At 65.5% G+C, this 25,216-nt stretch carries 22 protein-coding genes and 3 pseudogenes; 11 read left to right on the top strand and 14 right to left on the bottom strand.

The features are described from left to right. Window positions 1-51: 51 nt before the first annotated feature. Window positions 52-410 (top strand): annotated as a pseudogene (locus OG241_RS18030) (cation transporter); the annotation flags it as partial. Here the strand turns inward: OG241_RS18030 and OG241_RS18035 are convergent. The 3 genes from OG241_RS18035 to OG241_RS18045 form a co-directional block, all read right to left on the bottom strand. After that, a complete protein-coding gene (locus OG241_RS18035; RefSeq protein WP_405826904.1) occupies window positions 408-677 on the bottom strand; it encodes a hypothetical protein in 270 nt (89 codons plus the stop codon). The pseudogene OG241_RS18030 and the gene OG241_RS18035 sit on opposite strands and share 3 nt — an antisense overlap. Before the next feature lie 88 nt (window positions 678-765). Further along, a complete protein-coding gene (locus OG241_RS18040; RefSeq protein ID WP_405816509.1) occupies window positions 766-1,878 on the bottom strand; it encodes a sensor histidine kinase in 1,113 nt (370 codons plus the stop codon). After that, window positions 1,875-2,570: a response regulator gene (locus OG241_RS18045; RefSeq protein WP_405816510.1), complete on the bottom strand. Its 696-nt coding sequence runs from the start codon at window positions 2,568-2,570 to the stop codon at window positions 1,875-1,877. Before OG241_RS18045 ends, OG241_RS18040 begins: the two co-directional genes overlap by 4 nt. 167 nt (window positions 2,571-2,737) lie before the next feature. On the opposite strand from OG241_RS18045, the gene OG241_RS18050 reads away from it, so the two are divergent. Continuing rightward, entirely contained in the window at window positions 2,738-3,967 is a 1,230-nt protein-coding gene (locus OG241_RS18050; RefSeq protein ID WP_405816511.1) for a DUF418 domain-containing protein, read from the top strand. 284 nt (window positions 3,968-4,251) lie between these two features. On the opposite strand, the gene OG241_RS18055 is transcribed toward OG241_RS18050, so the two are convergent. Continuing rightward, window positions 4,252-4,776 carry a DUF1877 domain-containing protein gene (locus tag OG241_RS18055; protein ID WP_405816512.1) on the bottom strand — a complete coding sequence of 175 codons (525 nt, stop codon included), beginning with the start codon at window positions 4,774-4,776 and terminating at the stop codon, window positions 4,252-4,254. Window positions 4,777-4,991: 215 nt separating this feature from the next. On the opposite strand from OG241_RS18055, the gene OG241_RS18060 reads away from it, so the two are divergent. Beyond that, on the top strand, window positions 4,992-5,759 hold the full coding sequence (locus OG241_RS18060) for a hypothetical protein (RefSeq protein WP_405816513.1): 768 nt from the start codon (window positions 4,992-4,994) through the stop codon (window positions 5,757-5,759). Window positions 5,760-6,056: 297 nt separating this feature from the next. Further along, a complete protein-coding gene (locus OG241_RS18065) occupies window positions 6,057-6,503 on the top strand; it encodes an SMI1/KNR4 family protein (RefSeq protein WP_405816515.1) in 447 nt (148 codons plus the stop codon). 287 nt (window positions 6,504-6,790) lie between these two features. Here OG241_RS18065 and OG241_RS18070 read toward each other — a convergent pair whose 3' ends face one another. Together OG241_RS18070 and OG241_RS18075 are read right to left on the bottom strand one after the other, a co-directional pair. Continuing rightward, window positions 6,791-7,144, bottom strand: coding sequence for a transposase (locus OG241_RS18070; RefSeq protein WP_405816516.1), 354 nt, complete (start codon window positions 7,142-7,144; stop codon window positions 6,791-6,793). 421 nt (window positions 7,145-7,565) lie between these two features. Then, complete coding sequence (locus OG241_RS18075) at window positions 7,566-7,868, bottom strand: hypothetical protein (protein ID WP_405816518.1); 303 nt, start codon at window positions 7,866-7,868, stop codon at window positions 7,566-7,568. Between the two features lie 627 nt (window positions 7,869-8,495). Here OG241_RS18075 and OG241_RS18080 point away from each other — a divergent pair. The 6 genes and pseudogenes from OG241_RS18080 to OG241_RS18105 all read left to right on the top strand — a co-directional run bounded on the left by OG241_RS18080 (window position 8,496) and on the right by OG241_RS18105 (window position 12,770). Beyond that, a complete protein-coding gene (locus OG241_RS18080) occupies window positions 8,496-9,113 on the top strand; it encodes a peptidoglycan-binding protein (protein WP_405816519.1) in 618 nt (205 codons plus the stop codon). Window positions 9,114-9,326: 213 nt separating this feature from the next. Further along, window positions 9,327-9,681, top strand: a pseudogene (locus tag OG241_RS18085) (MarR family transcriptional regulator); the annotation flags it as partial. A 4-nt stretch (window positions 9,682-9,685) separates the two neighbouring features. Next, complete coding sequence (locus OG241_RS18090) at window positions 9,686-9,808, top strand: hypothetical protein (RefSeq protein WP_405816520.1); 123 nt, start codon at window positions 9,686-9,688, stop codon at window positions 9,806-9,808. 200 nt (window positions 9,809-10,008) lie between these two features. Next, window positions 10,009-11,724, top strand: coding sequence for a hypothetical protein (locus OG241_RS18095; RefSeq protein ID WP_405816521.1), 1,716 nt, complete (start codon window positions 10,009-10,011; stop codon window positions 11,722-11,724). Window positions 11,725-11,787: 63 nt separating this feature from the next. Beyond that, a complete protein-coding gene (locus OG241_RS18100; RefSeq protein ID WP_405816523.1) occupies window positions 11,788-12,120 on the top strand; it encodes a hypothetical protein in 333 nt (110 codons plus the stop codon). A gap of 119 nt (window positions 12,121-12,239) precedes the next feature. Continuing rightward, complete coding sequence (locus OG241_RS18105; protein WP_405816524.1) at window positions 12,240-12,770, top strand: DUF6584 family protein; 531 nt, start codon at window positions 12,240-12,242, stop codon at window positions 12,768-12,770. 344 nt (window positions 12,771-13,114) lie between these two features. Here OG241_RS18105 and OG241_RS18110 read toward each other — a convergent pair whose 3' ends face one another. Further along, on the bottom strand, window positions 13,115-13,678 hold the full coding sequence (locus OG241_RS18110) for a YcxB family protein (protein WP_405816526.1): 564 nt from the start codon (window positions 13,676-13,678) through the stop codon (window positions 13,115-13,117). Between the two features lie 83 nt (window positions 13,679-13,761). Beyond that, entirely contained in the window at window positions 13,762-14,109 is a 348-nt protein-coding gene (locus OG241_RS18115) for a hypothetical protein (RefSeq protein WP_405816527.1), read from the bottom strand. Between the two features lie 443 nt (window positions 14,110-14,552). Here OG241_RS18115 and OG241_RS18120 point away from each other — a divergent pair, with 443 nt between their 5' ends. Next, a complete protein-coding gene (locus tag OG241_RS18120; RefSeq protein ID WP_405816528.1) occupies window positions 14,553-15,287 on the top strand; it encodes a transposase family protein in 735 nt (244 codons plus the stop codon). 235 nt (window positions 15,288-15,522) lie between these two features. On the opposite strand, the pseudogene OG241_RS18125 reads toward OG241_RS18120, so the two are convergent. From OG241_RS18125 to OG241_RS18150, 6 genes and pseudogenes are all read right to left on the bottom strand, one after another. Further along, window positions 15,523-16,081: pseudogene (locus OG241_RS18125) on the bottom strand (transposase). Then, window positions 16,078-16,617 carry a winged helix-turn-helix domain-containing protein gene (locus OG241_RS18130; protein ID WP_405816529.1) on the bottom strand — a complete coding sequence of 180 codons (540 nt, stop codon included), beginning with the start codon at window positions 16,615-16,617 and terminating at the stop codon, window positions 16,078-16,080. Before OG241_RS18130 ends, OG241_RS18125 begins: the two are co-directional and overlap by 4 nt. Window positions 16,618-16,721: 104 nt before the next feature. After that, complete coding sequence (locus OG241_RS18135; RefSeq protein ID WP_405816530.1) at window positions 16,722-17,132, bottom strand: hypothetical protein; 411 nt, start codon at window positions 17,130-17,132, stop codon at window positions 16,722-16,724. 795 nt (window positions 17,133-17,927) lie between these two features. Then, complete coding sequence (locus OG241_RS18140; protein WP_405816532.1) at window positions 17,928-24,038, bottom strand: DNRLRE domain-containing protein; 6,111 nt, start codon at window positions 24,036-24,038, stop codon at window positions 17,928-17,930. 288 nt (window positions 24,039-24,326) lie between these two features. Further along, complete coding sequence (locus OG241_RS18145; protein ID WP_405816533.1) at window positions 24,327-24,680, bottom strand: hypothetical protein; 354 nt, start codon at window positions 24,678-24,680, stop codon at window positions 24,327-24,329. A 226-nt stretch (window positions 24,681-24,906) separates the two neighbouring features. Then, complete coding sequence (locus OG241_RS18150; protein WP_405816534.1) at window positions 24,907-25,158, bottom strand: hypothetical protein; 252 nt, start codon at window positions 25,156-25,158, stop codon at window positions 24,907-24,909. Between the last annotated feature and the right edge of the window lie 58 nt (window positions 25,159-25,216).

Consider the following 25,216-nt stretch of genomic DNA (forward strand, 5'->3'; position numbering starts at 1 on the left):
CGGGGGCGAGCGAAGAACACCGGCTCGCCCCCGCCCACCCATAATCCATAAATTTCTGAACTGACCCGCCGGATATCCCTGCTGGTTGCCGCGACCATCGCCTGCAACACCATCGAAGCGATCGTCGCCCTCACCGCGGGCACCCTCGCCTCCTCCACGGCGCTGATCGGCTTCGGCCTCGACTCAGGCATCGAGGTCTCCTCCGCCGCAGCCGTCGCCTGGCAGTTTCTCCGCCCGCGACCACGCCACCCGAGAGGCCCGGGAAAAGCGCACGCTACGGATCATCGCTGTCGACTTCTTTGCCCTCGCCGCGTTCGTCACGGTCGACTCCGTCCGTGCGCTGACCGGGACAGGCAAAGCCGAACACTCGATGCCCGGCATCGTGCTCGCCGCCCTCTCGCCGGCGGTCATACGCTGTCGAGTGGCATCGAACCGGAGCCGCCGGACGACGGCCCACCTTCCGCCGTGCTCCGCAACGCACCCGAGCCGGCGAGCAGCTGGGACATGCCGTAGGCGGCAGCGGCGAGGGTGGCGAACAGGACCGACGAGTGGCCGTCCGCCAGGTACCCGATCCAGCCGGCGACGCCGGTCGTGGCGGACAGCGGGGGGCCGATGTGCACGACGTACATGCCGAACACGGCCAGCGCGGGCCCGGTCCACGGGTTCGGGATCCTCACCGGGCTGACACGGCACCAGGGGCGTCGGCGCCCGCCGGCCGAGGCTCACGTGTGAGCCTCGTGAGCCGCAAGCCGACGGAACAGAACGTCAGTCCGCGCTGAGGGGAACCCTCAGCCGCACCCGGTAGCCGCCCTGCGCGGTCGGGCCCGCGTCCAGGGTGCCGTGCAGGATCTCGGCCCGTTCCCGCAGACCGACCAGGCCCTGCTGCGAACCGGGCAAGGAGAGGGAGGGGCGCGTGGGAGGGGTGTTGGTGACGGTCACTCCGACACCGTCCCCGTCCTGCCACAGCTCGACGCGCGCGTCGGCACCGGGGGCGTGCTTGCGGACGTTGGTCAGCGCCTCCTGAACCGTGCGGTAGAGGGCGCGTTGGGCGGGTGTGCCCACGGTGGGCGGCAGCTCACCCGTCAGCTCCGCGTGAGTGCCGCTGGACTCCACCAGTTTGCGCAGGTCGGCCAGGGTGGGCTGCGGAGTCAGCTCGGTGGCGTTGCCGCCGGAGGCGCGCAGCAGGGTGACCATGGTGCGCAGCTCGTCGAGGGTGGTGACGCTCAGCGAACGGATCGTGCGGGCGGCCTCCTTGGCGTCCTCGTCCTTGGCGGCGACCTGCAACGCCCCGGCCCGTACGGCGATCAGGCTGACCTGGTGGGAGACCACGTCGTGCATCTCGCGGGCCAGCTGGGCGCGTTCACGGGCGAGCACGGCCTGGGCGTGCAGGGTCCGTTCGTGCTCCCTGGCCTCCTCGACCTCGGCCAGCCGCCGCGCCAGGTCCCGTCGTGCCTGGACGAGCTGGCCGAACAGGACCGGGGTGACGCTGGTTGCCAGGCCGTACACGAAGAAGACCAGCGTCATGGTCCGGTCCTCGGCGGCCAGGGGCCACGGCACGCTGCTCGCGACGGCGGCCAGGACGACGCACACCGCGAGGAGACGGCGGTCGCGGGAGCGTTCGGCCAGCGTGAACAGCGCCGCGAGCATGGCGACGGCGACATCCTGCATCAGCACGATGGGCAGGGTGAGCAGGAAGACGCCGAGCGGGAACCGGCGCCGGAACGCCAGCGCGGCGCAGCCGACCGCGGCCAGCGCGGCCCCGGGGCGCGTGTACTCCCCCATGTTCACCACCAGCACGTCCATGGCCGCCACCGCCACCACGACGATGTCGACGACCGGCTCGGGAACCCGCTGCCACACGGCACGTGCACGGCTCATCGGCCGGCCTCGGACCGCGGGGGCTCGTCGAGCAGCCCGGCCCGCTGCGCCAGCAGCGCGGCCTGCACCCGGCTCGTCACCCGCAGCTTCGTGAGGATCGCGCTGACGTGGTCCTTCACCGTGCCCGCCCCCAGGTGGATGCGCGCCCCGATGTCGGCGTTCGACAGCCCCTCCGCCACCAGGACGAGGACATCACGCTCCCGCGCGGTGAGCAGCCGGACCCGCGCGGCCTCCTCGTCGACGGCCACCTCGGTGCCGGGGTGGCCGTGCAGCAGCGTCCGCGACGCCTTGGGCGACAGCACCACACCGCCCGCGACCAGGGTCCGCACCAGGTGGGCAAGCTGCTCCGGCTCGGTGTCCTTGAGCAGGAAACCGGCCGCACCGGAGTTCAGCGCGGTCAGGATGTACTCGTCGGCGTCGAACGTCGTCAGCATCGCCACCACCGGAGCGTCAGGCATCATCCGCAGCTCGCGCAGGACGGTGAGCCCGTCGACGTCCGGCATCCGGATGTCCAGCAGCACCACGTCCGGCCGCTCCCGCCGGACGGTCTCCACCGCGTCGCCGCCGCTCGCGGTCGCGACGACCTCGATGTCCTCGGACGCGCCCAGAATGAGTTCGAAGCCCGAGCGGACCAGTGCCTCGTCGTCGACCACCACTACCCGGATCACGCGCTCCGCCTCACCTTTGTTCATGCCGTCTCCGGCCCATGCCGACTCGACCATAGAGCCACGTAGAGCTCTTGCCACCCGGCGGACGGCAGCTCCAGCCACACGGCGGGGTAGCACCCACCACTCGGCAGGGACACGGCAGCCTTCTGCCGGATAGCCCATGATCGGCCCGGGTCTCCACTCTGAGGGCCATGACCCATCACCCGGACTCCCCGCCGCTTACGGCCGACGCGCCGTCCCCCGACCCCGAGCGCAGTGAGCCCCCGCCGGGCACGCCCGGCACGCCCGGCGTGGGGCGGCTGATCGGGCTGGACCTGGCCCGCGGCCTGGCCGTCTTCGGCATGTACGCGGTCCACGTAGGCCCCGCCCCCGGCCAGGGCGGGGTCATCGGCTTCCTCATGGAACTGGCGCAAGGCCGCTCATCCGCCCTGTTCGCCGTCCTGGCCGGCTTCGCGGTCGCCCTCATCACCGGCCGCCGCACACCGAAGACCGGCGTGGCCGGCCGCCAGGCCGTCGCCAAGGTGGTCATCCGGGCGGCGATCCTCCTGGCCCTGGGCACGGCCCTGACCCTGACCGGAACCCCGGTCGTGCCGATCCTCGCCTTCTACGGACTGTTCTTCCTGCTCGTGCTGCCGCTGTACCGGCTGGGCGCCAAGCCACTGGCGCTGATCGCGGTGGGCTGGGCCCTGGTGGGCCCGCAGCTGCTGTACGCGCTGAAGCCGGTGTTCGGCGGCCGCGTGTTCCTCTCCTACGGCCAGGCCGACGGCCCCGTCTCACTGTTCTTCACCGGCGGTTATCCGGCCCTGACCTGGGTCCCGTTCGTGATCGCCGGTATGGCTGTCGCCCGCTGCGACCTGGCTGCCACGTCCGTCCGGATACGCCTCGCGCTCACCGGCGTCGCCCTCGCCATCACCGGCTACGGCGGCTCCTGGCTTGCGGTGCGGCTCATACCCGGTGCGGCCGAAGCAGTCCGGAAAGCCGAACAGGGGCCGGGCACGTCGTCCGTGGCGTCCATGTCGTCCGTATCACCCGACAGCATCGGCATCTTCGGCGACACGCCCGCCGGGATGCTGGCCTCAGCCCCGCACAGCGAGGCGACCCTGTCCATCGTGGCCGCCACGGGTGTGGCGATCCTGGTGATCACCGCGTGCCTGGCCGCCACGGACGCCTTCCCCAGGCTGCGCCGCCTGGCAGGGCCCGTCATCGCGGTCGGCTCGATGTCACTGACGGCGTACGTCTACCACATCGCCGCCATCTGGCTCCTGGACCCCGAGACATCGGCCGTCCCGCCCCTGCACATCCTGCTCGGCTTCATCGCGTCGGTCACCGTCCTCGCCACCCTCTGGTCCCGCTTCTTCCAGCGAGGGCCGCTCGAATGGCTGATGGGCGGGGCGACCGAACTGGCCCACCGCATCCGATAGGACGCACCGGGCTGGGTCACTTCCCACGGATGCCGTTCCGACGCGAGTTCGGACGTCAGCCCGCCGTCGGGCGCTCCTGTACGACCAAGACCGGGCCGCCGCCGATCGGAGGGGGCCACGCCGGACGACCGGCGAGGGACCTCCTGAAGCCCGACGGACGGTCGACCGCCCCCGCCTCGACAAGGTTGCCCCGGTGACCGAGATCGAAAGCGCCGCGAAGACGACTGCCCAACCCTTACCCACACCCGAGTCCGCCACGGCGACCAACAGCCCGCCTCGGGACGTCAGTCCCACCATGAGACGACAGCAAAGCCCCGCTGCGAGGCTTCCGCATAGAACCCTCGCAAGGCCTCGAAATGGCCCATCAGATACGTTCTGGGCCCGTCGACGAGTCCTTCGGCTCCGTGGCCGATCAGCGTTCCTGCCTCACGGACGTCGAGTGGCAGCACCGCCAGAACGGCCTGGACGTCGATCTCCCCGAGCAGACCGGAGACCTGCCTGACTGCCAACGGTTCAAGTGCCGCTGGTGCAGGCCCGAAGGGCCCGATGGCATGGGGATGAGCGTTGAGGAAACGGACATCCATCGCCACACCGCCTTCCGTGGCCTGCCCGAGCGCGGCGAGGTGCACTTCGCTGACTCCGGCTATCTCGCACGCACGTTCAAGCAAGGCTGGGGCCCAGTCCAGGTCGAGGCAGTCAGCCTCCGGCGGATCCCACTGGTGAAAGCCATCGGAGGACTCCTCGGCGCGTGTCCGGCAGGCGGCGAGATACTCCGCAGAGACTCGGGCAAGCTGCTGCGTGACGGCCATGGCAACCAGTATCCCGGGGGCGTCCACCTCTTTTTTTGAGCACCCCGCCCGTCACAAGATCCTCGACAGAGCCCGTGATTCCCCAGGCTGCCATTCTGTCGTTCCGGATGGGTATTCGAGGCCAGCGTGCCGGAGAGCGGCCCGAACTACCGCCCTGAGCGGAGGCCACGCGAATTCACATGACAGTTGCGAGCCAGCTCAGCGCTCATCGGCCGATGACCACGAGACCGGACTTTCTCAGTCTGAGCATCGCGTGCCCTCCACCCGACGAGGGCAGTGTGGAGGTCCGCCCGATCGTCAATGGCCGGGATCTTCTGGCCGAGGTGCTCCCCCGTGGCGTGGGAGGCTCCCGGTACCTGGGAGTGGACCCCAGGGATCTGCTGGGCCAGGACGGGCCGTTGCATGCCACGGCGACGCCCCACGAGGTTCGTCTCGCTTGGTCCGGGTGCGGGGTGGAGGAGTGCTGTGGCGCGCTGTACATGACGGTCACGCGCAACAGGGATCACGTTGTCTGGGCAGGCTGGCGCGACCTGGCCAATCAGGACCTCGACCTGCCGGAGCTACGGTTCAGGTTCACCGCAGGTCAGTACGAGGCCGAGGTCCTGCGAGCGGGAGAGGACCGCAGCTGGGAGTGGCCGGCAGGAGCGGTTGCGCGGCTGCTCGAGACGGCGCTGAGGGGACACGGGGACTGGCTCGTGAGGTGGGACTGCGAGTTGGAAGGCGTCTGGGCCTCCCGCAAGGAACCCGATCGAATCCACGTCGTCCTGAGGCATCCCCGTAACGGGGCCGACGCAGATCTGCCCTGGCTCCAGTTCGGGATGACCCTCCCGATCGACGCGGACGCCCCATCGGATCAAGCCGAGCGCCTTGAAGCGCGGCTGACCTCAGGCGATCCCCGTGCCACCGCCGAGGTCTGGGGAGGTTCGCATGACGCTGAGCAACTGGGCTACCCATGGCCGCCGGTCGACCCGCTGTTCATATGAAGGGCAGGTTCATGTGAAGGGCAGGGAGAGGCGGGGTTGGGCCTTTCCCTGCCCTTGGGCATCGACTCGCAACCGCCCTCCCCGTGGGAAAGCATGACCGTGCGCGTGGTTCACAAAAATCCCACTAAGAGCTCGTAACACGATCGTGGTGGTGTCATCGAGGCATGGCGTTTGTTGGATCCCTGCTGGGCCTCTAGCGAGTTGCCGAAACTGCGGACTGGTCCTGGAGGGCGGCTCTCTCTGGCGGCTTGATGGTCTCTTGGTGATGCGGTTCGGGCTTCCGATACGTTTCGTGGCATGAGTGGCAGCTTCGACGTGGCCCGCGCCCTGGAGGGCGGCATTCCTGATCGGGAGCGGGCCTGGACATTTATCCGCGGCTTTGCTGCTGCTTGGGGCGATGCGCTGGCCGAGGATGACGGCACGCCCAGTCCAGAGTTGGCCCAGGCTGAGGCGATGCTCGGCTGCTCCCTGCCGACTGCGCTGCACGAGTTCTATACGCTCGTGGGTGGCCGGCCCGACCTGGTCGCCAACCAGGATCCGCTGCTGCCGCCTCACGAGGTGTTCGTGCATGACGAGTGCGGCGGCGTCCTCGTCTTCCGCAGTGAGAACCAGGGCTGTGCCTTCTGGGGGGGGTGCGCCTTGCCGACCTTGACCGGGACGATCCTCCGGTGCTCGTTCAGGCGCGGCACGGCTGGGTGCCGTTCTTGGACCGGGTGTCCTTGGCCTGTGTGGAACTCGTCCTGAGTGAGGCGCTGTTCGGCGGCGGGGGACGGCTGTACAACGCGTGCGAGCTGCCCGCGGACCTGCTTGGTGCGGTGCCCGAACACTTTCAGCGGGTCCCACTGCCGGACTACCCGATGTGGACGGGTCCGGAGGAATTCCCGGTGCGTTGGTTCTCTGCCCCGGGCAGGTTGCTGCGCCAGGACGGCCTGGGCGTCCACAGCTGGCTTCACGTCCGGGGCCGGACCCGCGCCGATTTGGATGCGATCTGCGCCGCCGTTCCCGGGCGGTGGTCCCTGGGGTACACCGAGTCACTCAGTTCCGAGCCGCTGCCCTTCTGAAATGCTGCGGGCCTTCGTGAGACGTCTGCAGCAGATGAGGATGCAGGCCAACGAGACGAAGGGGTCGCGGAGTTCGGTTCGGTGTTCCCAGCGGACGGCGAGGCGCTTGAACTGGTGGAGCAGGGCGAAGGTCTGCTCGACGACGTAGCGGGGTTTGCCCAGGCCCTTGATGTTCGGGGCGCTCTTGCGTGAGATGACGGGCAGAATCCGCCGCTTGCGCAGCTCACGCCGGTTGGGGTTGGAGTCGTAGCCCTTGTCGCCGAGAAGTGAGTCGGGCACGGCGGCGCGGGCGGCCGGGCCGTTCGGCCACGGGCGGGATGCCATCGACGAGAGCGAGGGTCTGGGTGACGTCGTTGACGTCGGCCCGCAGTAGTGATGCCTTTGAGCGGGGTGCCGCGGCCGTCGCAGATCAGATGGTGTTTGCTGCCGGATTTCCGCCGGTCGACCGGCGACCGGAGTTCGCCGGCCGCGTTGAGTTCGGCGAGCAGGATGCGGTGCAGTTGGTCGCGCCCAACCAGGCCACTTCAACAAGATCGTGTTACGACCTCATAGCGGATTCCCCTTCCAACGCACGAAGGCTCCACCCCGGCAGTTGGGGTGGAGCCTTTTAGACCGGTGTCGTTGGTCAAGACGTCTACACGGAGCATAAACCGCCTTGAGGATGGTGTCCCGCTGAGTGGTGCAGCCGGTCGTGGTCCGGGAACGCGCGGGTGACGGTGGCGGCCTCTGTCGCCCAGGTGATCCGCTACTGGATGACCTCGTAGATCTCCTTGTAGCCGGATACCGCGTTGCTGTTGAACGCGTCGATCAGTGACTGGGCGTTCTCATCCGGATTCACGAAGAACGCTCGCTCCATGGTGAGGTACTGGTCGAGGCTGTCGAATTCCCATTGACCGACGACCGTATCCATGGGACCTGCGTAATCGACGTAGATTCGCCGATTCGCGAACCCGGCCTCTTCAAACACCTTGGTGAGGGTCTTGAACGCCGCCACGATCTCCGGCGCCTTCCCGCGCTCAGCTTGGTATACCTCGCGAAGCATGTACATGATGTGACCCTGCTTTCCCGCCCGAGCAGTAATCGACTGACCAAGCATGCAATTCCATGCTAAGTCATCAAAATGCCGCCCGCATGCCGGGCTCTTCAGCGCCAAGCCGACCCCGCAACCGCAGGGCGAACACCGGGTGACCCTGGACAGAGACCTCGGGTAGTCGGGTCCTCGTGCAGAGTTGCGGGAACCACGTGGCGAGCAGCGGGGTCAGCGAGTCAAGTTGGGGGACCGTTCGGTACATCACACACCTACCGACCGCTCGATGCCCTGGACGCGCTCCTCCAGCCACGCCCTCACCGAGTCCTCCTGTTCCACGAGTTCGGCAGGGAGGGGCCGTACGGGCACCTGGGCATTCAGACGGACTTCGCAACCGCTCTCCAGTAGAGTCCGCCGTCAACTTCGGTGCCACAACTGTCAGTCGATGCCTCCAGAACGACTGAAGCCGCATGTTTGTGCACGAGCTGGAGCTTGTCGGCGCTCCGTTTGCACGATCCCTGACCTCGCCATACGCTGGAAATCACTTATCCTTCGCGCCTCACAAAGCCGCCTCGCATTCCACGGAGGTGCAGCTAAGAGGATCTGCGATATCCCTTACCCTCCCGGTCGTTAGAGGGGTGTCGGAAAATGAAGATGAGCCTGACCGAGCTGCGCGCCCTCGCCACACAGGCAGGGTTCACCGGCAATGACGTCAAAATCGCGGCGGCCGTGGCCATGGCAGAGTCCAAAGGCGACCCAGGGATCATCGGAGACCAGGATGTGGTCGACCACAAGTGGGGGCCGTCCATTGGTCTCTTCCAGATACGCTCCCTCAAGCATCCAGGGCAGTTCTCCCAGCCGGACACACTCAGGGTTGCGGCAAAGCTCAAGGACCCGGTCTACAACGCCAAGACGGCAAAGGCCATCAAGGACGCACACAACTGGAAGCAGTGGTCCACGTTCGTGAACGGGGCCTACAAGCAGTTCATGGATGGCGGGCCCGCCGGCCCCGCCAAATTCGAGCCGTTCCCCGGTGCGTCGTTCTTCCACACCGGAAAGAAGTCACCGATCATCGCCGCAATGCACCACCGACTCGTCACCGAAGGCTGCAACCGGTACGAGTCGAGCGCCAACGCCGACGTATGGGGCCCGGGCGACGTGAAGTCCTTCGCCGCCTGGCAGCAAAAGCTCGGCTTTAAAGGCAACGACGCCAACGGCATCCCCGGTAAAACCAGTTGGGACAAGCTACGGGTCCCCAACACCTGACCGTCCACTTCGGACACGAGTTCAGCGACGATCCCATCGGCCTAACTTCGACTGCGCTAACGATCACCGGAGACGAAAGAGGCCCATCGGCTCCCGAGGGGCTGACCAGCCAGTCGTCCCGGACCACACGCCGTTCACGGCACTGCTCAACCGGACTTCACAGACCGTCGGCCTGTCACCCCCGTCCGGCCACGGCGTGGACACCCCGGCTGCCGCAGGAGCGCCACCGACCTCGCCGTCTACATCGGCATCGGCATCGGCAGGCCACCATGTCCCGTCAGCTGCGTGCGCTGGAGGACCGGGTCTGGTCGCCCGCGAACCGGACCCCGCCGACGGGCGGGCCTGGCTGGTCCACCTCACGGAGGAGGGGCGCAGCCGGGTCGGCAGGATGCGGGAGGCGCGGCGGGCGCGGTACGTCAGTCAGTTCGCGCAGTGGGACCGGCAGGAGGTCGCGGAACTGGCGCGGATGCACCGTCTTCCGGCTCTGGCTCGCCCCACTGGCCGAGGGCCCATTCCCGGAGCAGGGCGAGCATGGCGCGGGTCAGCTCGTGCGGGCGACCGACCATGAGGTCGTGACGGTCACTGCCGGGTCGGCGGCGTTGACGACGCCCACCGTGTCCTCGCGCGAAGCCACCGGGGCGTCTAGCGGCGTGATCAGCTTGTACTTCGAGGTGGAGTCGTCGACGTACGCCTAGCTTTCCAGGTGCAGGACGATACGTGGATCACCTTTGGGGAAGATCCCGCCGTGCCCTTCATAAATGTCGGTGAGGATCTCGCGTTCGACCAGACGGAAACGCGGCACCCTCTTCCAAGGGGTGGCAAAGTGCCAGCGGCGCTGCTGCGACCACCCGCATACTGAGGCGCTCGCCACGGCATAGCACAGCAGGGGGACGACATGAAAACTCTGATCCTCACATTGCTCGCTTTCGCCCTAGTCGCGTTTTTCCCCCTCAGCGCACTGGGGTGGACCTGGGACGCACCAGCCATACGCAGCCTTGCCGCGGCAGCCATCTTCATCTGCGTCTGCCGGGCAGGACAGCGGTATCAGGTGAAGAAACTTAAGAATTCAATTAAGGCGCGAAAGTTCTATGAATCCGTCCCTGAAAGCCGGGCAAAGACACTTCAGAAACTCGCAGGGACCGGCCGATACACTGACGTATTCCAGTCCGAGATCTTCACCCTCGCGGTTACGCAGCCAGTCGAGCTGAGACAAAGAGTGGATGAAGTTTACATACCCAAAAAGCGTACACTTCAACGAGCGGTCACTGTCGAATTTCAAATTCCTCCTGAGCTATTGCCCGATCCCGGCAAAACCAGCTCGAAAGAGCAGCGAGTCTTCATACCTTTCGTCTTTGCCAGCAAAGGAAAGTACCTGGACAACCTCGAGGTTACCGACGGGAGCGGCAAGAAGCTCGGAGTTCTGTCATACCGAGAATCCTTGATTATCAGCGCCGCCGTATTACGCGTTCTCATACTCGGCGCACTACAGTCAAAAGAGCAGAAATTGAGCCCGAAAGTCGCCGAAGCCGAGCGTCTCGCCCTTGTGTCGATTATCGAGCGCAATAATCCTGATATCCCCCGGGCCGCTAATTCCGATGAGAGCGAGGCAGCCCTACGCGGACGCGAAGAACTGCTAAAGATGCAAGGTATTCACAATCCGGCCTACCGCGATCTGGCCGTTCGCCTGGTAGAGAAACTCGCCAAGAACTACGCACTCATCGCGTCCGTCCCTCTTCCACAAGACGGACGCTTCGTCATCCGGTACGAGGAAACCACCATCCCCAAACTCGATCTCGTGCCAGAAAAGATCACGAGCATATTCGGCGATTGGGGAGTGGGCATCAAGAGACGCCTCAAGGCGTTGCTGCGTGCCCTTCTGGGTACGCGACCGGTCAGCCTGAAGATACCCCTCGACAATGCGAGTACCTGCCAGAGTTTCCACCTCCGCGTGCAAAGTCCAGAGGGGCTCTACCTTGCCCATCAGGAATTCCTTCCAGGCAAAGAAGGGGAGGAATATCTCACCAAAGTGCAATACAACGCCCCTACCCCACCTCATTACAGGTTTCGACGCAGGCTCGGACAGCCGTACGCTCACTTCTATGGCCGGTTCTTCCCTGAGCCGAAAAATCCAGAACAAGCCCCGACACTCACGTTCCACTTCTTCGAGACTCCACCAGGGTCTTCATTCCGAGCTGCCATCGCGGCAGCCACATGCTTCTGGCTTGTATGGGCAATCGGCCTTGTCATATCAATCAAGGGGGATCCTGGCACAGACGCTCCCGCATTCTTGCTGGTTTTCCCTGGCGTGGCGGCAAGTTGGCTGGGATTCGATTCGAGGCCAAATAGGCTCTTCGAGGGAACGTTGACGGCGCGTGTCTCTCTTTTCGTCACCACAGCCGTATCAATGGCTGCTAGCGGCCTATATATGATCAATGTTTCAAACGTTAGGCTCCCGATACACCCGAACACATGGGGGTTCGAGTTCCTGGGAGTTAGCCGCCTCCCGTGGATGTTCTTGGTGGCTGTATCGGTCATCAACGCCGCATGGATCATCTACAAGTGGCTCATGCATACGGCGACGTTTAAATTCCTCGCTGAAAGGGAACAGTAAAAAAGCAAGTCACTTCGCGCGAGCCATGGGGGGACAGTGAATGTGAAACAAGGAGCAAAAGTTATGGCAGGGAACAACGAAACCGCAGAAGGAGAGCCAGAAAAAAAATCTCCGAAGGTCGCCGGGGAGGAAAAACTGATCGGCTCTGTCACTCGATGGTTCCATGAACGCAGCCAGTTGCGGCAGAGCGGAAAAGAACAGCAGCAACAAGGTGGAGCGAAACGGGTCGGATACTCCGTTGAGCCTGTCGGTTCTGTAGGCGAACTGAGCGCCCCAGCCCCTCCGCGGGAAGCTCTTTACCTCGCTCTGCAAGGGATGTCCCAGTACTACGAAGCAGCTATGCTCGGACTCAGTCAAGTCGATGCGCCCACTGATACAGATGAAGCGCCGTCCTGATCTCGATTGTTCTCGCGCGTCCCGTCTCAGTGCGGTTCGGTCGATGCCGTTGAGAGCGAGTGAGCACTGAGCGAGAAACCAGGTCGACGCGGATCGGTGCGGTAACCGATCATGCGTTCATGCCTCTGAGAGAGACCCTTGCCCGAGTCGATGCGGACCTGGCCGCCGGCCGGGTTCCCGTCGCGCGTCAGCGTTTGCGCGGTCTCGTCTCGTCCTTCCCGTACGACCTGACGCTCCGTCGACGTCTGGCCGAGGTGTACCGACTCTACGGCGACTCCGCCGAGGCCGGACGCTGGATGTACCTCGAAGAGGACCGCAACGCCGACGAGACCGCCGCCTTCGAGGCGCGGTACGGGTCTCCCGGGTGGCGCATGAAGGCCCTCGCCTGGTGCGGCCCCGAGACGATGGCTGCCAATTCCTTCGCGGAGGCGCAGCTGGTCGCGGTACGGACCGCCTGCGGCGAGGAACTGGGGCACCCCGTCGACTGGGACGACCCCGCCTCCTACCGGGACGGCCTTGAGGAGGCGTACGAGGAAGCACCCTCCGAGCCGTGGACGGTCGTCGGTGTGCTGGCGGGGGTCGGCTGCCTGGTTGGGGTTCTTGCGTTCCTCGCGATCTGGGTAAATGGAGTCGTTGCCCTCTTTGACTGAGCTTCTTCGAGTTGGCCACCGATCAGGTGATGGGGTGAGCCTAAGCACGATAGTTGTCACATAAGCAGGCCGGCTATCACCAAGATCATGGTGCGTCGCTCTACTTCGTCCCGCGGGCACGCCTGAGGGCTGAGGGCACCATGGCCCCTGAACTCCAACATCTCAGTACCCAAGTCACCGCCCCCGACGCCGAAGGGGTCTTGAGAGTCGTCGATACACAACCGCGCATCCTCCGCATGGGGCCCAAATTAGGAGTGACGACTATCGTGCGTCGGCACAAGGGGCGAGCCCAAGCACAACGGTTACCGCATAGACGCGCCTGTCGTCACCACGGCGGACATCTGTCACACGCGAGGGGTGTACTGGTCCAGGATCGCCCGTAGCCGCTCAAGGTCCCTAGCGTCATGGGCGCCCCGCTTGGGCAAGACATCGAGGCACATGATGTTGGGATCCCGGCTGAGCAGGACAAAGTGACCTGACGTTTCCCGGTAACCCTGGAAAAAGGGCCATTTCTGGATCAGTGTGGCGTGGTCGTTACGGCAGGTGATCCCGGCCGGAGACACGGTGACACGGTACTCGCCCTGCCATCCGACGAGCCGCTGCACCTGGGCGGCTTGCAGCCGCGGATAACCCCACAGCATCAAGACGACCAGCAGGAGCACAGCCGTCGAGAACACGTCGACACTGCCGCGGACGACGGTGGAGACCAACCATTGGCCTACTCCCAGGAGGAAAGATGCTCCCCGCAGTAGTAGCCCGGTCCTCTTGATCCGCTCACGGACCTGCAGGCCGACCAGAGTGTCGGCGGACTGGGGTCGATACGCCAGTTCAACTACGGTCCGTTCATCCACGACATTGTCAGAGGCTTCCGCATGGTTCGTTCCTTGGTCGCTCTGGCCTTCGGCCATGGTTCCTCCCCGGTACATGAGCGACGGTCTTCGACCGGGCTCAGCGCGAACTTAAGTTCGTTATGTTCCGCACGTCTTGTCTACTAAGAGCGCCCGCCATCAAATCGGGAGTGGCCTTTGACGGGCCAACGCAGTCGACGCTCCGGGAACCGTGTGATCATTGCAGCCACAGCCAACCCGAGCGTGACACCGACGGCGGCGGCGAGGGTTGCCGCCCAAGCCGCGTCGAGGGAGCCGGGCAGGACCATGTTGGTGAGTCGGCTCGCTCCCCACATGAGCGCCACTGCCGCCAGTGCGGCCGGCCAGCGGTGCCGTACCCCTTCGATGATGTCGTCGACGACATGGAAAAGGAGCATCACCGCCATGGGGTGGGAGCCCCCTAGTTCATCGTCCCAGCCGAATGCGGTGAATCCGGCGCCGAGAGCAAACATCGCCAGCCAGAGTCCTACCAACCGCCTGACGGGCGTGGGTGGCTGTCGTCTTACACCTCGCGGAATCCAGAAAAACCGTGTGACGCGCGGATCGACCGCGTATTTCCGCATGACTCGCGTTCCGTTCCCCCCGTGGCCGGCTCCTGCCGACGCGCTCAGTACTTGGACGCTCGGGAGGTCGCCACGGTTGTGAAGTGTCACCGGATGGATCCCGCCTCAGACGGCCAGGCACTTTCGATCTTGCTTACTGGTGACAAGTGACAAGCCGTATGCCTCGCAGGTGACAACCAGGCTGCTTCGATCGGTCGTATTCACCAGTTCAGCCAGCCTTACCGGTGACAACTACCGTGCTTCGGCTGCTGGGGCGTGAAGCGCAACGAGCGAGGCCCCCGGGCTGTTGATCGAGATGTCTGACGTCTCAATCACGTTGCTCGGGGGCCTCGTTGGTCGTCCATCCTGCCGCACTCGACCTGCCGCATGCACTCGTGGAGTGGGTCACCATGCTGATCGTCACCCGTGAAGGTGACCGCCGCTGCAAGCTCCGCCCGTCCCAACGCGCGATGGTGGCACTGGTGTACCTGCGCGAGCACACCACCCTGGCGAAGATCGCCGCCGGGTTCGGGATCAGCGAGTCCACCGCCCACGCCTACACCAGCGCGGTCGTCGACCTGCTCGCCGAACGAGCACCGGGCCTGCTGAAGGTCCTGCGCGAGACCGAGGCGGACTTCGTCCTGCTGGACGGAACCCTCGCGGAGTGCGACCGGGTCGGCGACGGCCGGGCCGACTATTCCCACAAACACCGGCGCCACGGCGTGAACGTGCAGGTCGTCACCGACCCCGGCGGCCGGCTGCTGTGGCTTTCGCCCGCTCTGCCGGGCCGCACTCACGACCTGACCGCGGCCCGCACTCACCGGATCATCCGTATCTGCGAGCGCCAGGGCGTTCCCATCCTGGCCGATCTCGCCTACCAGGGCGCCGGCCCGTGGCTGACCACCGGCATCAAACGCAAGCCCCTGCAGGAACTCACCCCCACAGAGAAGACCCTCAACCGGGCACTGGCCGCTGCACGAGCGCCAGTCGAGCGCGGCATCGCCCGCTTGAAGTCCTGGCGCATCTTCCGCAGGTCCCGGTGCAGCCCGAATCGAATGACGTCAATCGCCAAGGCCATCGCTCACTGACCCAGGTTTACGAAGTTGGGACCCATAATCGGCCCCATCTCTCGCATCGCGTGGCGACTGACACCCAGGAAATTCCGGTCAGCTCGTGCACGAAAATTCGGCCGCGCGTTCCAGCTGGGTCGCCTTCGTGCTGTGCTCGATGCGGGGACTCATGTCATCTCCTGTGAATCGTCGGGTACTTACTTGCGTGGTTCATCCGGACGCACGCTCGGCGAGCGCATTGGGCCCGCTACACCTACTGACCTTGTCTCATTAGCTTCGGGTGGTCTGGAGTGAGGGCCAGCCCGGTCTCGGTGAGGCAGCCGTCGACGAGTCCGGGATGCCGCTGGATGTGGGCGAGGCCTCGGCGGAGGGTGCGGGGGAGGTGGTCGGGATCGGTGAATGCGGTGTTGGCCGTCGGCCCTCGCTGTAACAGGGGACCAGACGCCTTCCACCGGATTCAAGTCCAGGCTGTAGGAAGGAAGTTGACTGACCGTGAGCCAGTTATGGCCAGCGGCGTAGGCGCGCAGTCCGGCGGTGCGATGAGTGTTCAGATTGTCCCAGACGACGATGATCGGGGCGCCGAGTTGCAGGTGCGCGCGGACCAGGAGGTCGCGGTAGTCCTGCCAGGCGAAGCTCTTGCGTGCTCCTTTGAGGAGCGAGTGGAAGCGGGGCCGGTAGATCAGCCGGGACCTTTCGCCAGGCCGGCAGCAGCACATCGCGGCGACCGAGATCCGTCGCCGGGACCGTCCCCGCACTCTCACCACAGGAGTCTGCCCGCGCCGGCCCCACGTGCGGGCCCGTGGCGGCGTCATCGCGAACCCGGCCTCGTCCTCGAAGACGACCCAGGCATCGAGCGCCGCCGCGGTCCTTCCACCTGCGGCCACACGTCCTTCTTCCAGAGCTCGACCGCATGGTCGTCGCGTTCCAGTGCGCGACGGGCCGGGCTCTGCCAGGACCAGCCGTGGCGGTGCAGGAGCCGCCACACTCCCGCGATCGAGCAACTGACCTCGAACTGGCGGCCGATCAGTACTCTGACGCGTTCCAGCGTCCACCGCTGATCTTCCCAGCCATGCGCGGCCGGCCCTTTGGCCAGCTCCTGTTCCAGCAGGGCGAACCGTACGTCCGACAGCTTCGGCAGCTTCGCGGGCCCCTTCGACTTCAGACCCTCCACGCCGCCCTCACGCCAGGCCCGGCGCCATTGCTCCACCGAACGCTCACTCACCCGCAGGTCCTTGGCGATGTCCGACGTCCTGTCGCCACATGCGAACCTCTGCCCGGCCCCCAGCCGGATCCCTTCACGCACGGCCCGCCTCTCAGCAGTCAGGCCCCCACCATCCGCGTACCGCACAACACCGGCACACCGCAGGGATCACCCAACGTCACCACCCGAAGGCAAGCCGAAAAGGTCAGTAACGACGCCACGTTCCCGTTTACCGGCGCATCAATCCCGTCTCACATCAGGGAAGGTTTCGCCGGGTCGCTGGCAGGATCCTCTGCATCTCCGGCGAAGATCAGGATTCCATGCACGGAGCACAACGGATAGGAGTCATCATCTCGATTCGCGAAATCATTCAACAATTGATAGCCAGCACACAAGACGACTTCATTTCCCTGATACGACTCCAGATTGATTACTGCGGCCTCAAGAAGGCCGACCTCGTCGGCAAGCAAGGGGATGCTGTCAACACCTTTCACCAAGGCCAACCCCGCTCGCGCATACAGTGATGGCACGAGTGCGGTTCCGCTGGCGCGGGCGATAGTGCCGCCGTCAGCATCGCTCAGTTGGGCAATTCTTTCTTGAGCATGCTCAATAACCCCAACAAGGGAAATCAACTCTGGAATGGCAATCTGAATAGCCTTCACGGGGGTCGGAGAATTCGATGGCGACTGAGATTCATCGCGTTTCCTACGACGTATCAAAAGGTACTCCCGGAAGGGCCTGCGGCGGGTCACTGAAGTCTCATTCAAATCCCCCTTGCCGCAGGAGACTGACGATATAGGGTTGCACACCGATAATCGCGGACACCTTGACATCGCTCCCGAAAAGCACCTGCTATTCGCGACGGACTCGCCCAGGATCCCGAAGCCCATATTCCAGCGCCTCTCGGCCCCGCAAACTCGATACTTGAAGTATCGACGAAAGCCCTTTCCATGTCGACCTGCTCAGCGACGCTTTACTTCACCATGCCTTATTTTTGCCATCAGCAATGCCGACGCAGACCCTGCTTTTGAGACTGTCCGATCAAGTGCCTCACGTTGCGCCCATGATGATCGACGCACCTCTGCGGCGGTGTGTTCTGCCTCCGCCGGGTGCAGCGAGTTACAGGTGCCCGCAACTGTTCGCTCGCAGTTCTCGGCCCCGCCGAGCCTAAGCTTGGCGGGGCCGAGAAGATCCTGCTCCCAAATTATGGATTCTCCGGGTGGGTGCCCTTTGCTACGCAGCTATCGTGCAGTCGTCGACTATCTCGTTCGACGTGGTTTGCGTACAGCGATTGCTATAGCTGTCCCGACGATGATTCCAGGGATGACCAGGAACCCGAGTGGCAACTTTGGTGCTGCGAGATGAGCCAGGTAGATACTGCTCACACTTGCGACGGCCGCGATGATAGACCCGATACGGTCGGGTTTACGATCCGGGGATTGCATTTGTGCTCCTTTTCAGCCCCATCGGTAACTGCCCATTCCGGCTACGCAGCCGAAGGCGCCGTTGAACCCGGCCGCGGCCCAGTCGACCGGCCCAGCCCACCAGCCATACGCGAGAGTCGCTCCACCTGCGCCTCCGCCCCACCACCCGCACTGTCTGACATAGTGATTGCGCAACACGCGGCCGCCCCAGTGCCGGAGAGCATAATAGGTGTGACGCACGAACGGGTGGCGTCTCGCCCAGTGACTGATCCGTCGGTGTACACGGTGCCAATAGTGGTGCCCCCACCACCAGCGTCCGTCGAGGTCGTAGTGGTTGAGCGGGTCGCCGTAGCCGTAGTCGTAGGCGTTGGCGCTGCCGCCAGGGACGGGGTCGACGGACAGGAAACGTCCGGTGGTTGCGTCGTAGAGGCGGACGCCCATGAGGGTCACGTTGTCGGGGGTTTCCGTGGAACGTTGTTTGCCGCCGAGCCAGCCGTAGCGAGTGGGGTCGGTGCCGGGTAGCAGGTTGCCGTATTCGTCGTAGGTGTTGACGACCGGTGTGGTGTTGTCCACGAGCGGGATCTGGGTGGCGATGTCGCCGTGGAGGTTGGCGAGTTGCAGGACGGCGTCACCGGTCGCGCTGGTGGTGGCGATCAGGCTGCCGGTCAGGTCCTCCAGGCTTCGGCTGATGGCGCCGTTGCCCTCCTCCGTCCAGTCCGGACTGTCGCCGTCGCGGCCGTAGTGACTGGTCTGGGTGGTGTCCGTGCTCCAGGTGCCGTCTTCAGCCTGCCTTTCGGTGGTTGAGGAGGCGAGTCGTCCGGACGCGTCCAGGTTCCAGGTCGTGCGCTTGTCGCTCGCGGTGATCTGGCGGACGAGGTCGTTGGCGTAGTAGGCGTTCTGGGCGCCGCTGGCTTGTGCGGTGGTACGGCCGAAGGCGTCGTACACGGTGCCGGAGGCGATCAGCCGGTCGGCGCTGTCGTAGGTGTAATTGACGGTGTTGGTGGTGGGAGTGCCGCCGTCGACGTCGTCGACCGTCGTGGTCAGCGAGTTGCGGTTGGTGTTGTCGTCGAACGCGTAGGCCCGATGGGTGGTGACGCCGCCTTCGGAGTCGTCGACCTTGGTCAGGCGACCCGCCGCGTCGTAGCCGTAGTCCTGGTAGGCGCCTCCGCCGGTGTAGACGGTGCGGCTGACGACCTGGTCGTGGATGTTCTCACTGGTGGATTCGCCCTGGACGGTCCAGCCGGATTCCCAGTGCCAGTAGCGGGAGGTTTCATTGCCGGTGGGGTCGAGGTCGAACTCGACGTTCATGTTCCACGGCAACACTTCCTTGTACAGGCGGCCGTCGGAGTCGTAGGAGCCGGTGACGTCACCGATGGTGCCCATCACCGAGTCGTGGATACGGCTGGGCAGGCCGGCGGGGTTGTCGTAGTCGTAGGTGACGGTCGAAGGCGCCGAGTCGGTGACCCGGGTCCTGCGGTCGCGGGTGTCGTACTCGGTCCGGGTGACGTTGCCCGCGCCGTCGTCGTAGGCGATCTCCCGACCGAGTTGGTCGGTGGTGTGGGTGATGGTGGCCGTGCCATTGGAGACGGTTGCTACGTCACCGCTCGTCGAGTCGTATGTGGTCGTCTGGGTCGGAACCGCGGTTCCGACTCCGCCAGTGACCTGTGTTTGCTTCAAGCGGCCTGCGGCATCGTAGGTGTTGGTCGTGGTGCGGGTGACGCTGTTGGCCGTTTCGCTTACCTTGGCAGGGTTGCCCCAGCGGTCGTACTCCGTGGTCTTGACCGGCAGTTCGGTGGGGTTGGAGCCGCCGCCGGTGATTGCGGCGACTGGGCCCGTGGAGCAGACGAGGTCCGCCCATTCCGGGCGGCCGGCGCATGTGCCGGTTCCGGTGGCTGACCAGTAGCTGGTCACCGTGGCGCCGGCGTCGGTGCCGGTGGACTTGGGCAGTGTGGTCTTGGTGACCCGTCCCTGGGCGTCGTAGCTGGTGGTCTTGGTCAGCTTCAGCCCGTTGGGATCGGTGTCGACACTGGTGGTCAGTCCCTTGACCCAGTCGTAGCCGGTGGCCGTGGTGCGTACGTCGCCGTCCGTCGGGTAGCCGTCGATCGTGGCGCCCACATTGGTGGTGGTCACCTGGTCGGTCACCGTGGCGGTGCCGTCGGTGGGGCGGCCTTCGTCGTAGCTGTTGACGGTGTGCTCACGCGCCGCGACCTGGACTCCGGCCGGGAGGTCGGGGCTGTCCGCGTCGCCGGTGAGGGCCTTGGTGAGAGTGGCCAGGTGCAGTGGCCCGGACTCCTCCAGCTGCCGCTTGCCGTCGGTCGAGTAGACCGAGACGGTGCCCAGCTGGCGGGCCCGCTCAGATGTGGAGTCGGACAGGATGCCGAGTTCGCTCTGTGTGCTGACCTGGTAGTCCGCGCTGCCCAGGGCCAGTTCACGGTTGGTTGCGGTCAGGTCGAAGACGGTGTTGCCGAACCGGTCGTACTGCTTGGTGGTCAGATGCCGGCCTGGCAGGCCGGTGTTGACCTCGCGCCCGGAGGCATCGGTGTAGGTGACGGTCGCCTTGTCGTAGTCGGCCGCGCCCAGATCGCTTCCGGTATGCGAGGAGGGAACCTGGTCGGCGGGGAAAATGGCAGCGGCGTCCGTGGGTGCGTCCGTCTGGCCCCACGTGGTGGCGTCGCCGGGCGAGACCTGGTTGGGGGCCTTGTCGCCGGACAGCGGCACCTCGTAGACGACGGAGGTCGTAGCCTTGCCGCCGTCCTGCTCGTCCTTGCTGCCCGCCTTCAAGGTCGGGCGGGAAGCCGACAGCAGCATCCCGTCGCCGGCCACTGAACTGCTGCCCGCCTTGCCGTACTCGAAGGTCCACGGCAGCTCACCTGGAGAGGTGAGCGCCGTGACACGCCCAGCGGAGTCGTAGCCGTAGGCCGTCTTCAGTACTGGGGAGATGCGCGGGTCCCACTGCTCACGCAGGAACCCCTGGGTGTCGTAGGTGTACTGGGAGACGACCGTGGCCGTCGCGGCCGAGGCACCGGGGTCGGTGGCCCACAGACGGACCTGCTTCACCTGTCCGTTGTAGTCGCCGAAAGCGGAACTCGTGGCGGTGGTGGAGGTCGCGTACACGTACTCCAGCATCCGGCAACCCTTGGTCGACGGCGTGGCCGCACAGGTGCCGGCCGACACCGCCGAGGTGGGAGCGATCACGTACTTCGGCCGGGCCAGCGTCTTGCCGCCCACCGTGGTCTTCTCCGAGATCACCGTGGTGGTTGACTGGTCCGTCGGCAGGAACGTGGTGGCCAACTGCCAGGTGGTGGCGGTGGAGTCGACCTTGCTGAACACCGACGTGGTGCCCTCGGTGTCCTTCAGGGTGAAGGAGCCCGTCAGCGAGCCGGTCAGCGTCAGGTCCTCCGCCCCTGTCTCCGGCTTCCAGCCGCCACTGCTGGTCGCGGTGAAGCCGGTCTCGTCGCCGTCCACGTCCACTACCGCCACCGAAGAGGCCGACGTCTTGCGCACGTATGCCCAGTCGCTGTCGGAGATCTCCGCGATCGTGCCGGCAGTCCACTGCGGTCCGAAGATCGCGACCTGCCCCTCCTGCTGGGTGCCGTTGGCGGGGCGCCGAGAAGAGGAGGACCGGGTCACCGACAGGTCGAACGCAGAGGCATCGGTGACCGACAGGCCGAAGTCACCGGTCAGCGTGTTCACACTGCCCGGACCGACCTTCTCATTGGGTGCTTGGCCTGCGTTGCGGTCCACCGTGATCCGGGTGGCCGGGGAGACGTCTGTGGTCGTGCCGTCGGTGAACACCGCGCGGACGTCGACCGGTCCGTCTTCACTGAGGGTGTCGGTGATGTTCCAGACCAGGGCCTCGGCATTGCCGCCGGTGACGGTCGCCGGCCAGGCAGTCGGGGTCGAGCCGTCACTCTTGCGGCGGATGTCCGCTGTGGGGATGTCCTGCCAGGTATCGGTCTCGCCCCGCCGGTACTGGTAGCGCACTCCGGTGTCGCTCGTCTTCCCCTGACCTGTCAGGTCGGTACGCCGCGCGGGACGGTCCCCGGCGCCGGGGGTCAGCAGGGCAGCGCCGGAACCGGCATAGAAGATATAAGCACTCCCCGTGGACACGTTGCCCGCCGCGTCCTTGGTGCGCACAGTCAGGGTGTGCTTGCCCGCGCGGAAGACCGGCTTGGCGGTGACCGCGCCGCCGGTGGTGGCCACCGACTGCCAGGTGCCGCCGTCCAGGTTCCACTGGGCTTCCTTCACATCGCTGGTCGGCGGGGTGAAGGTGAACGAGCCGGTGAAGTCGCCGTTGGCGTCCGCTGTACCCGACCACTGACCGGCCGGGAAGTCGGTGGAGGAGGCCGTGGTCGTCGCCGGCGCCGTCGTGTCGACCGTGAGGGTGCGGAAGGCTGACCAGGCGCTGTTCGCCGAGCCGTCCCCGGATCGTGCCCGCCACTTGTAGGTGCCCTGCGCCAGAGCCGCCGGCGTCCAGGTGGCCGTCGCGCCCGAGGCGACGCTGCTGCTGGAGCCGGACTGCAGCGCCGAGGTGCCGTTGGACGCCCAGACCTCGTAATCCAGCGTGACCTGCGAGCCGTCACCGTCGAGCGCCTTCGCCGACAGGGTCGGCGTGGTGTCGTTGGTGGCCCCCTTGTCGGCCGGCGATATCAGGGTGGGGACGTCAGGGATGGAGTTGTAGGTCACTGACACGTAGGGCGTGTTGGAGGCGGCGTTGCCGGAGTTGAACCGCTTCCAGCCATACGGGTCAGTTTCGTCCGAGGCTTGCAGCCCCAGGTTGTTGGTGCTGTTGCCGTTGCCGGCCCACACCTTCACCAGCGAGGTCACATCCGCGTTGACCCAGCCGTCGTTGCAGGAGCTGGAGAAGCCCTTGGTCTGCGTGCTCGTGGCGTACTTCGAGCCCCAACTCGGCTGGCTCGTCCAGCGGGTGCTCGTGGAGGCCGCCCCCGTGCCGTACACGTCCCAGCCCTTGGCCGTGCACGACCAGGAGTGGAACTCGTACAGGTTCAGCTTCGCCGCGGTGATCTGCTTCCCAGTGATGTTCTTCATCGGGAACGACAGGAACGAACGGGCTACCTGGCTGGAGCCGTTGTTGCCGATCTTCAGTTCGGTCGCGGCCGACTCGTCGGTGGTGTAACCCTGCTCGACAAACGTGTCGAAACTGCTGCCGACGTTGATGGACGGGTCGATGGTGACCGGGAACTGCGTCTTGTCATCACCAAGGAACCCGGCGTCCGGGGTCAGCGTGATGGTGATGGCGTCGCCGTCCTGTGCGACCTTCACCCCCACCTTCGCCTGATGGGTGTGTTCCCCGGAGTTCTTGTCCGTTTGGGCATCCCACATCACCGGAGAGGGCAAAACCCCCGCGCTCTTGCCCTTGGCGTCGGTGAAGGTGACCGATCCGTCCGCATGCGCTTTCGCGGTCAGCCCCTCAGCCTTCAGGCTGTAGGTGACGTCACCGGTGGAGTCGACGGCAGATCGATTCTTGAGCTCGAGGAACTGCTCATAGCCGGTCCGCGTGGACTCGATGAGCAGGTCGGTGGCCGGCAGCGCGTCCTTGTAGCGGGCGACCGTGTCATCAGTCCCCTCGATGGTGGGCTGCGGCAGGGCCCCGTACCAGCCAAGTTGAAGTTGCCGACCGGCACGATCCTCCACCGTGGCAAGCGGCACCGAGGCGGATGCACTCTTCTCGCCAGCGGCCTTCAGCCCCTTGGGCGCGGCATGCTTTCCGGCGAGAACCAGCCCCTGGGGGTGTCCCTTCGCCCTGATCGAACCGTCACTAGCCTGTTCCAACGACGGGTCGACGCTGTGCCAGGAGCCGTCGTCGCCCTTGAAGCGGATCGGTCCGGCGTACGCCTCCTCCGTGACCGTACCGTCCGGGTTCACGTAGGTGGTCGAGGTCTCCGTGCGAGCGTCGGTGGCCTCGATACGGCGGTTCTGAATCTTGGCCTTCAGCCGCGCAGCGGCAACGGAGGCCGCAGTGGCGGGACCCAGCTTCTTCGGTTTCTTACCGGAGGCCGTTGCGCTCTTGACGTTCGTTTGCTGCGGCAGAGCGACGGCTTGGCCCGTCGATTCGATGACCACGGCAGCCTCGACGGCCATCAGCAAAGTCAGCGCCGCAGCGATCGGGCGCAGACGTTGCAAGGGGGATACCTGCAGGTAGGGCTGCTCAGACCCTGCGGCCCTGTGCCGCGTGGGTCTGTGAAACAGGGATGGCATGTGAAGTCCTTTCCGGCGCAATCGCCTCGCCAGTCGGCGATCTTCACACGCAAATCACAATCTGTCATGACCCTTTCCATGGTCGACACTTGAACAATGATGCTTTTCTTATATACCTATTTGTCCCTCCATTCCGCGATCGGCTCCATGTTTACTTTGCTGTCGCATGACAAAGAGGTAGTCGCATACTCGATGTAATAGCCGCAATCAGACTCATACGCCTTGGGATAGTCTTTTGCCGATCTTGGGCGGGTCCGCAGGTCGCATTTGGGCGCGATTTACACGTCCATCGCCTCCCGACTGCCCGAAGAACTGGGTGGCCCTGCGCTGCTCCTCCTCGGAGCGGCGCAGGAAATCTGCGTAGGAGTCCGAGGCCAGCGACTGCAGGGCCTCACGGTGGATGAGCGTCCACGAGAAGTCCCCGCCGACGGCGCGGGCCGCAGCGCGCGCCCCCTCCTCGTACAGGTGGGACAACTGCCCGGCAACGAACGCTCTCGCCTCGGCATCGACGCGCCGCTGGAAGTCCGTGATGGCGACCTGGAACTGGGCGAGGAGGGCCGTGACCATCCGGGAGTGGCGTTGTTACCTATCGCGTCGATCACGGCGGTCTGCTCGGCGGCGAGGCGCTGCCAGGCATCTTCCAGCACTGCGGCGACACACGCGCCGCCACGGTGGCCACGTCCCCAGGGGGCAGCGGCGGGAAAGCGTAGGCCACTACCGCCGCCCGTGGTGGTACCGGAGATGAGCGGGCTTCAGCGGGGCAATAACCAGCGTGTCCCCGCCAGTTGGATCGTCAAGCGCGGGCACGTCCTCCATGGGCGATCTGTCTCTCCAGGCCGGTCAGGTTGTTGGACTGGTCGACGGTGACGACGCCGTCCACGGTCATGCGGAGCGGTTCGGCGAGCAGCTTCGCGCGCCGCTCGGCCAGGACCTCGTTCGCGACAGCGCGGGCGGAGTCCAGCCGCGCGTAGCGTGCATCCAGGTCAGAGGGGTCAGTGGTGGGGCCCAACTGAGCCAGCAGCCAGGCGCGTACAGCAACGTCCACAAGATGCTCCTGTCGTACGAAGTGAGGCCCGACACCGTGGCGGTGCCGAGCCTCACTG

The organism is Streptomyces sp. NBC_01390 (genome assembly GCF_045040105.1).
Lineage (GTDB): Bacteria > Actinomycetota > Actinomycetes > Streptomycetales > Streptomycetaceae > Streptomyces.

Excerpts from the sequence above, each read along its gene's own strand:
- OG241_RS18045 (WP_405816510.1), bottom strand. The coding sequence starts at position 2,570 with ATGAACAAAGGTGAGGCGGAGCGCGTGATCCGGGTAGTGGTGGTCGAC.
- OG241_RS18075 (WP_405816518.1), bottom strand. The coding sequence starts at position 7,868 with ATGTACATGCTTCGCGAGGTATACCAAGCTGAGCGCGGGAAGGCGCCG.
- OG241_RS18040 (WP_405816509.1), bottom strand. The coding sequence starts at position 1,878 with ATGAGCCGTGCACGTGCCGTGTGGCAGCGGGTTCCCGAGCCGGTCGTC.
- OG241_RS18095 (WP_405816521.1), top strand. The coding sequence starts at position 10,009 with ATGAAAACTCTGATCCTCACATTGCTCGCTTTCGCCCTAGTCGCGTTT.
- OG241_RS18055 (WP_405816512.1), bottom strand. The coding sequence starts at position 4,776 with ATGGCCGTCACGCAGCAGCTTGCCCGAGTCTCTGCGGAGTATCTCGCC.
- OG241_RS18145 (WP_405816533.1), bottom strand. The coding sequence starts at position 24,680 with ATGGTCACGGCCCTCCTCGCCCAGTTCCAGGTCGCCATCACGGACTTC.
- OG241_RS18060 (WP_405816513.1), top strand. The coding sequence starts at position 4,992 with ATGACCACGAGACCGGACTTTCTCAGTCTGAGCATCGCGTGCCCTCCA.
- OG241_RS18080 (WP_405816519.1), top strand. The coding sequence starts at position 8,496 with ATGAAGATGAGCCTGACCGAGCTGCGCGCCCTCGCCACACAGGCAGGG.
- OG241_RS18115 (WP_405816527.1), bottom strand. The coding sequence starts at position 14,109 with ATGTTTGCTCTCGGCGCCGGATTCACCGCATTCGGCTGGGACGATGAA.
- OG241_RS18105 (WP_405816524.1), top strand. The coding sequence starts at position 12,240 with ATGCCTCTGAGAGAGACCCTTGCCCGAGTCGATGCGGACCTGGCCGCC.
- OG241_RS18070 (WP_405816516.1), bottom strand. The coding sequence starts at position 7,144 with ATGGCATCCCGCCCGTGGCCGAACGGCCCGGCCGCCCGCGCCGCCGTG.
- OG241_RS18050 (WP_405816511.1), top strand. The coding sequence starts at position 2,738 with ATGACCCATCACCCGGACTCCCCGCCGCTTACGGCCGACGCGCCGTCC.
- OG241_RS18065 (WP_405816515.1), top strand. The coding sequence starts at position 6,057 with ATGAGTGGCAGCTTCGACGTGGCCCGCGCCCTGGAGGGCGGCATTCCT.
- OG241_RS18110 (WP_405816526.1), bottom strand. The coding sequence starts at position 13,678 with ATGGCCGAAGGCCAGAGCGACCAAGGAACGAACCATGCGGAAGCCTCT.
- OG241_RS18100 (WP_405816523.1), top strand. The coding sequence starts at position 11,788 with ATGGCAGGGAACAACGAAACCGCAGAAGGAGAGCCAGAAAAAAAATCT.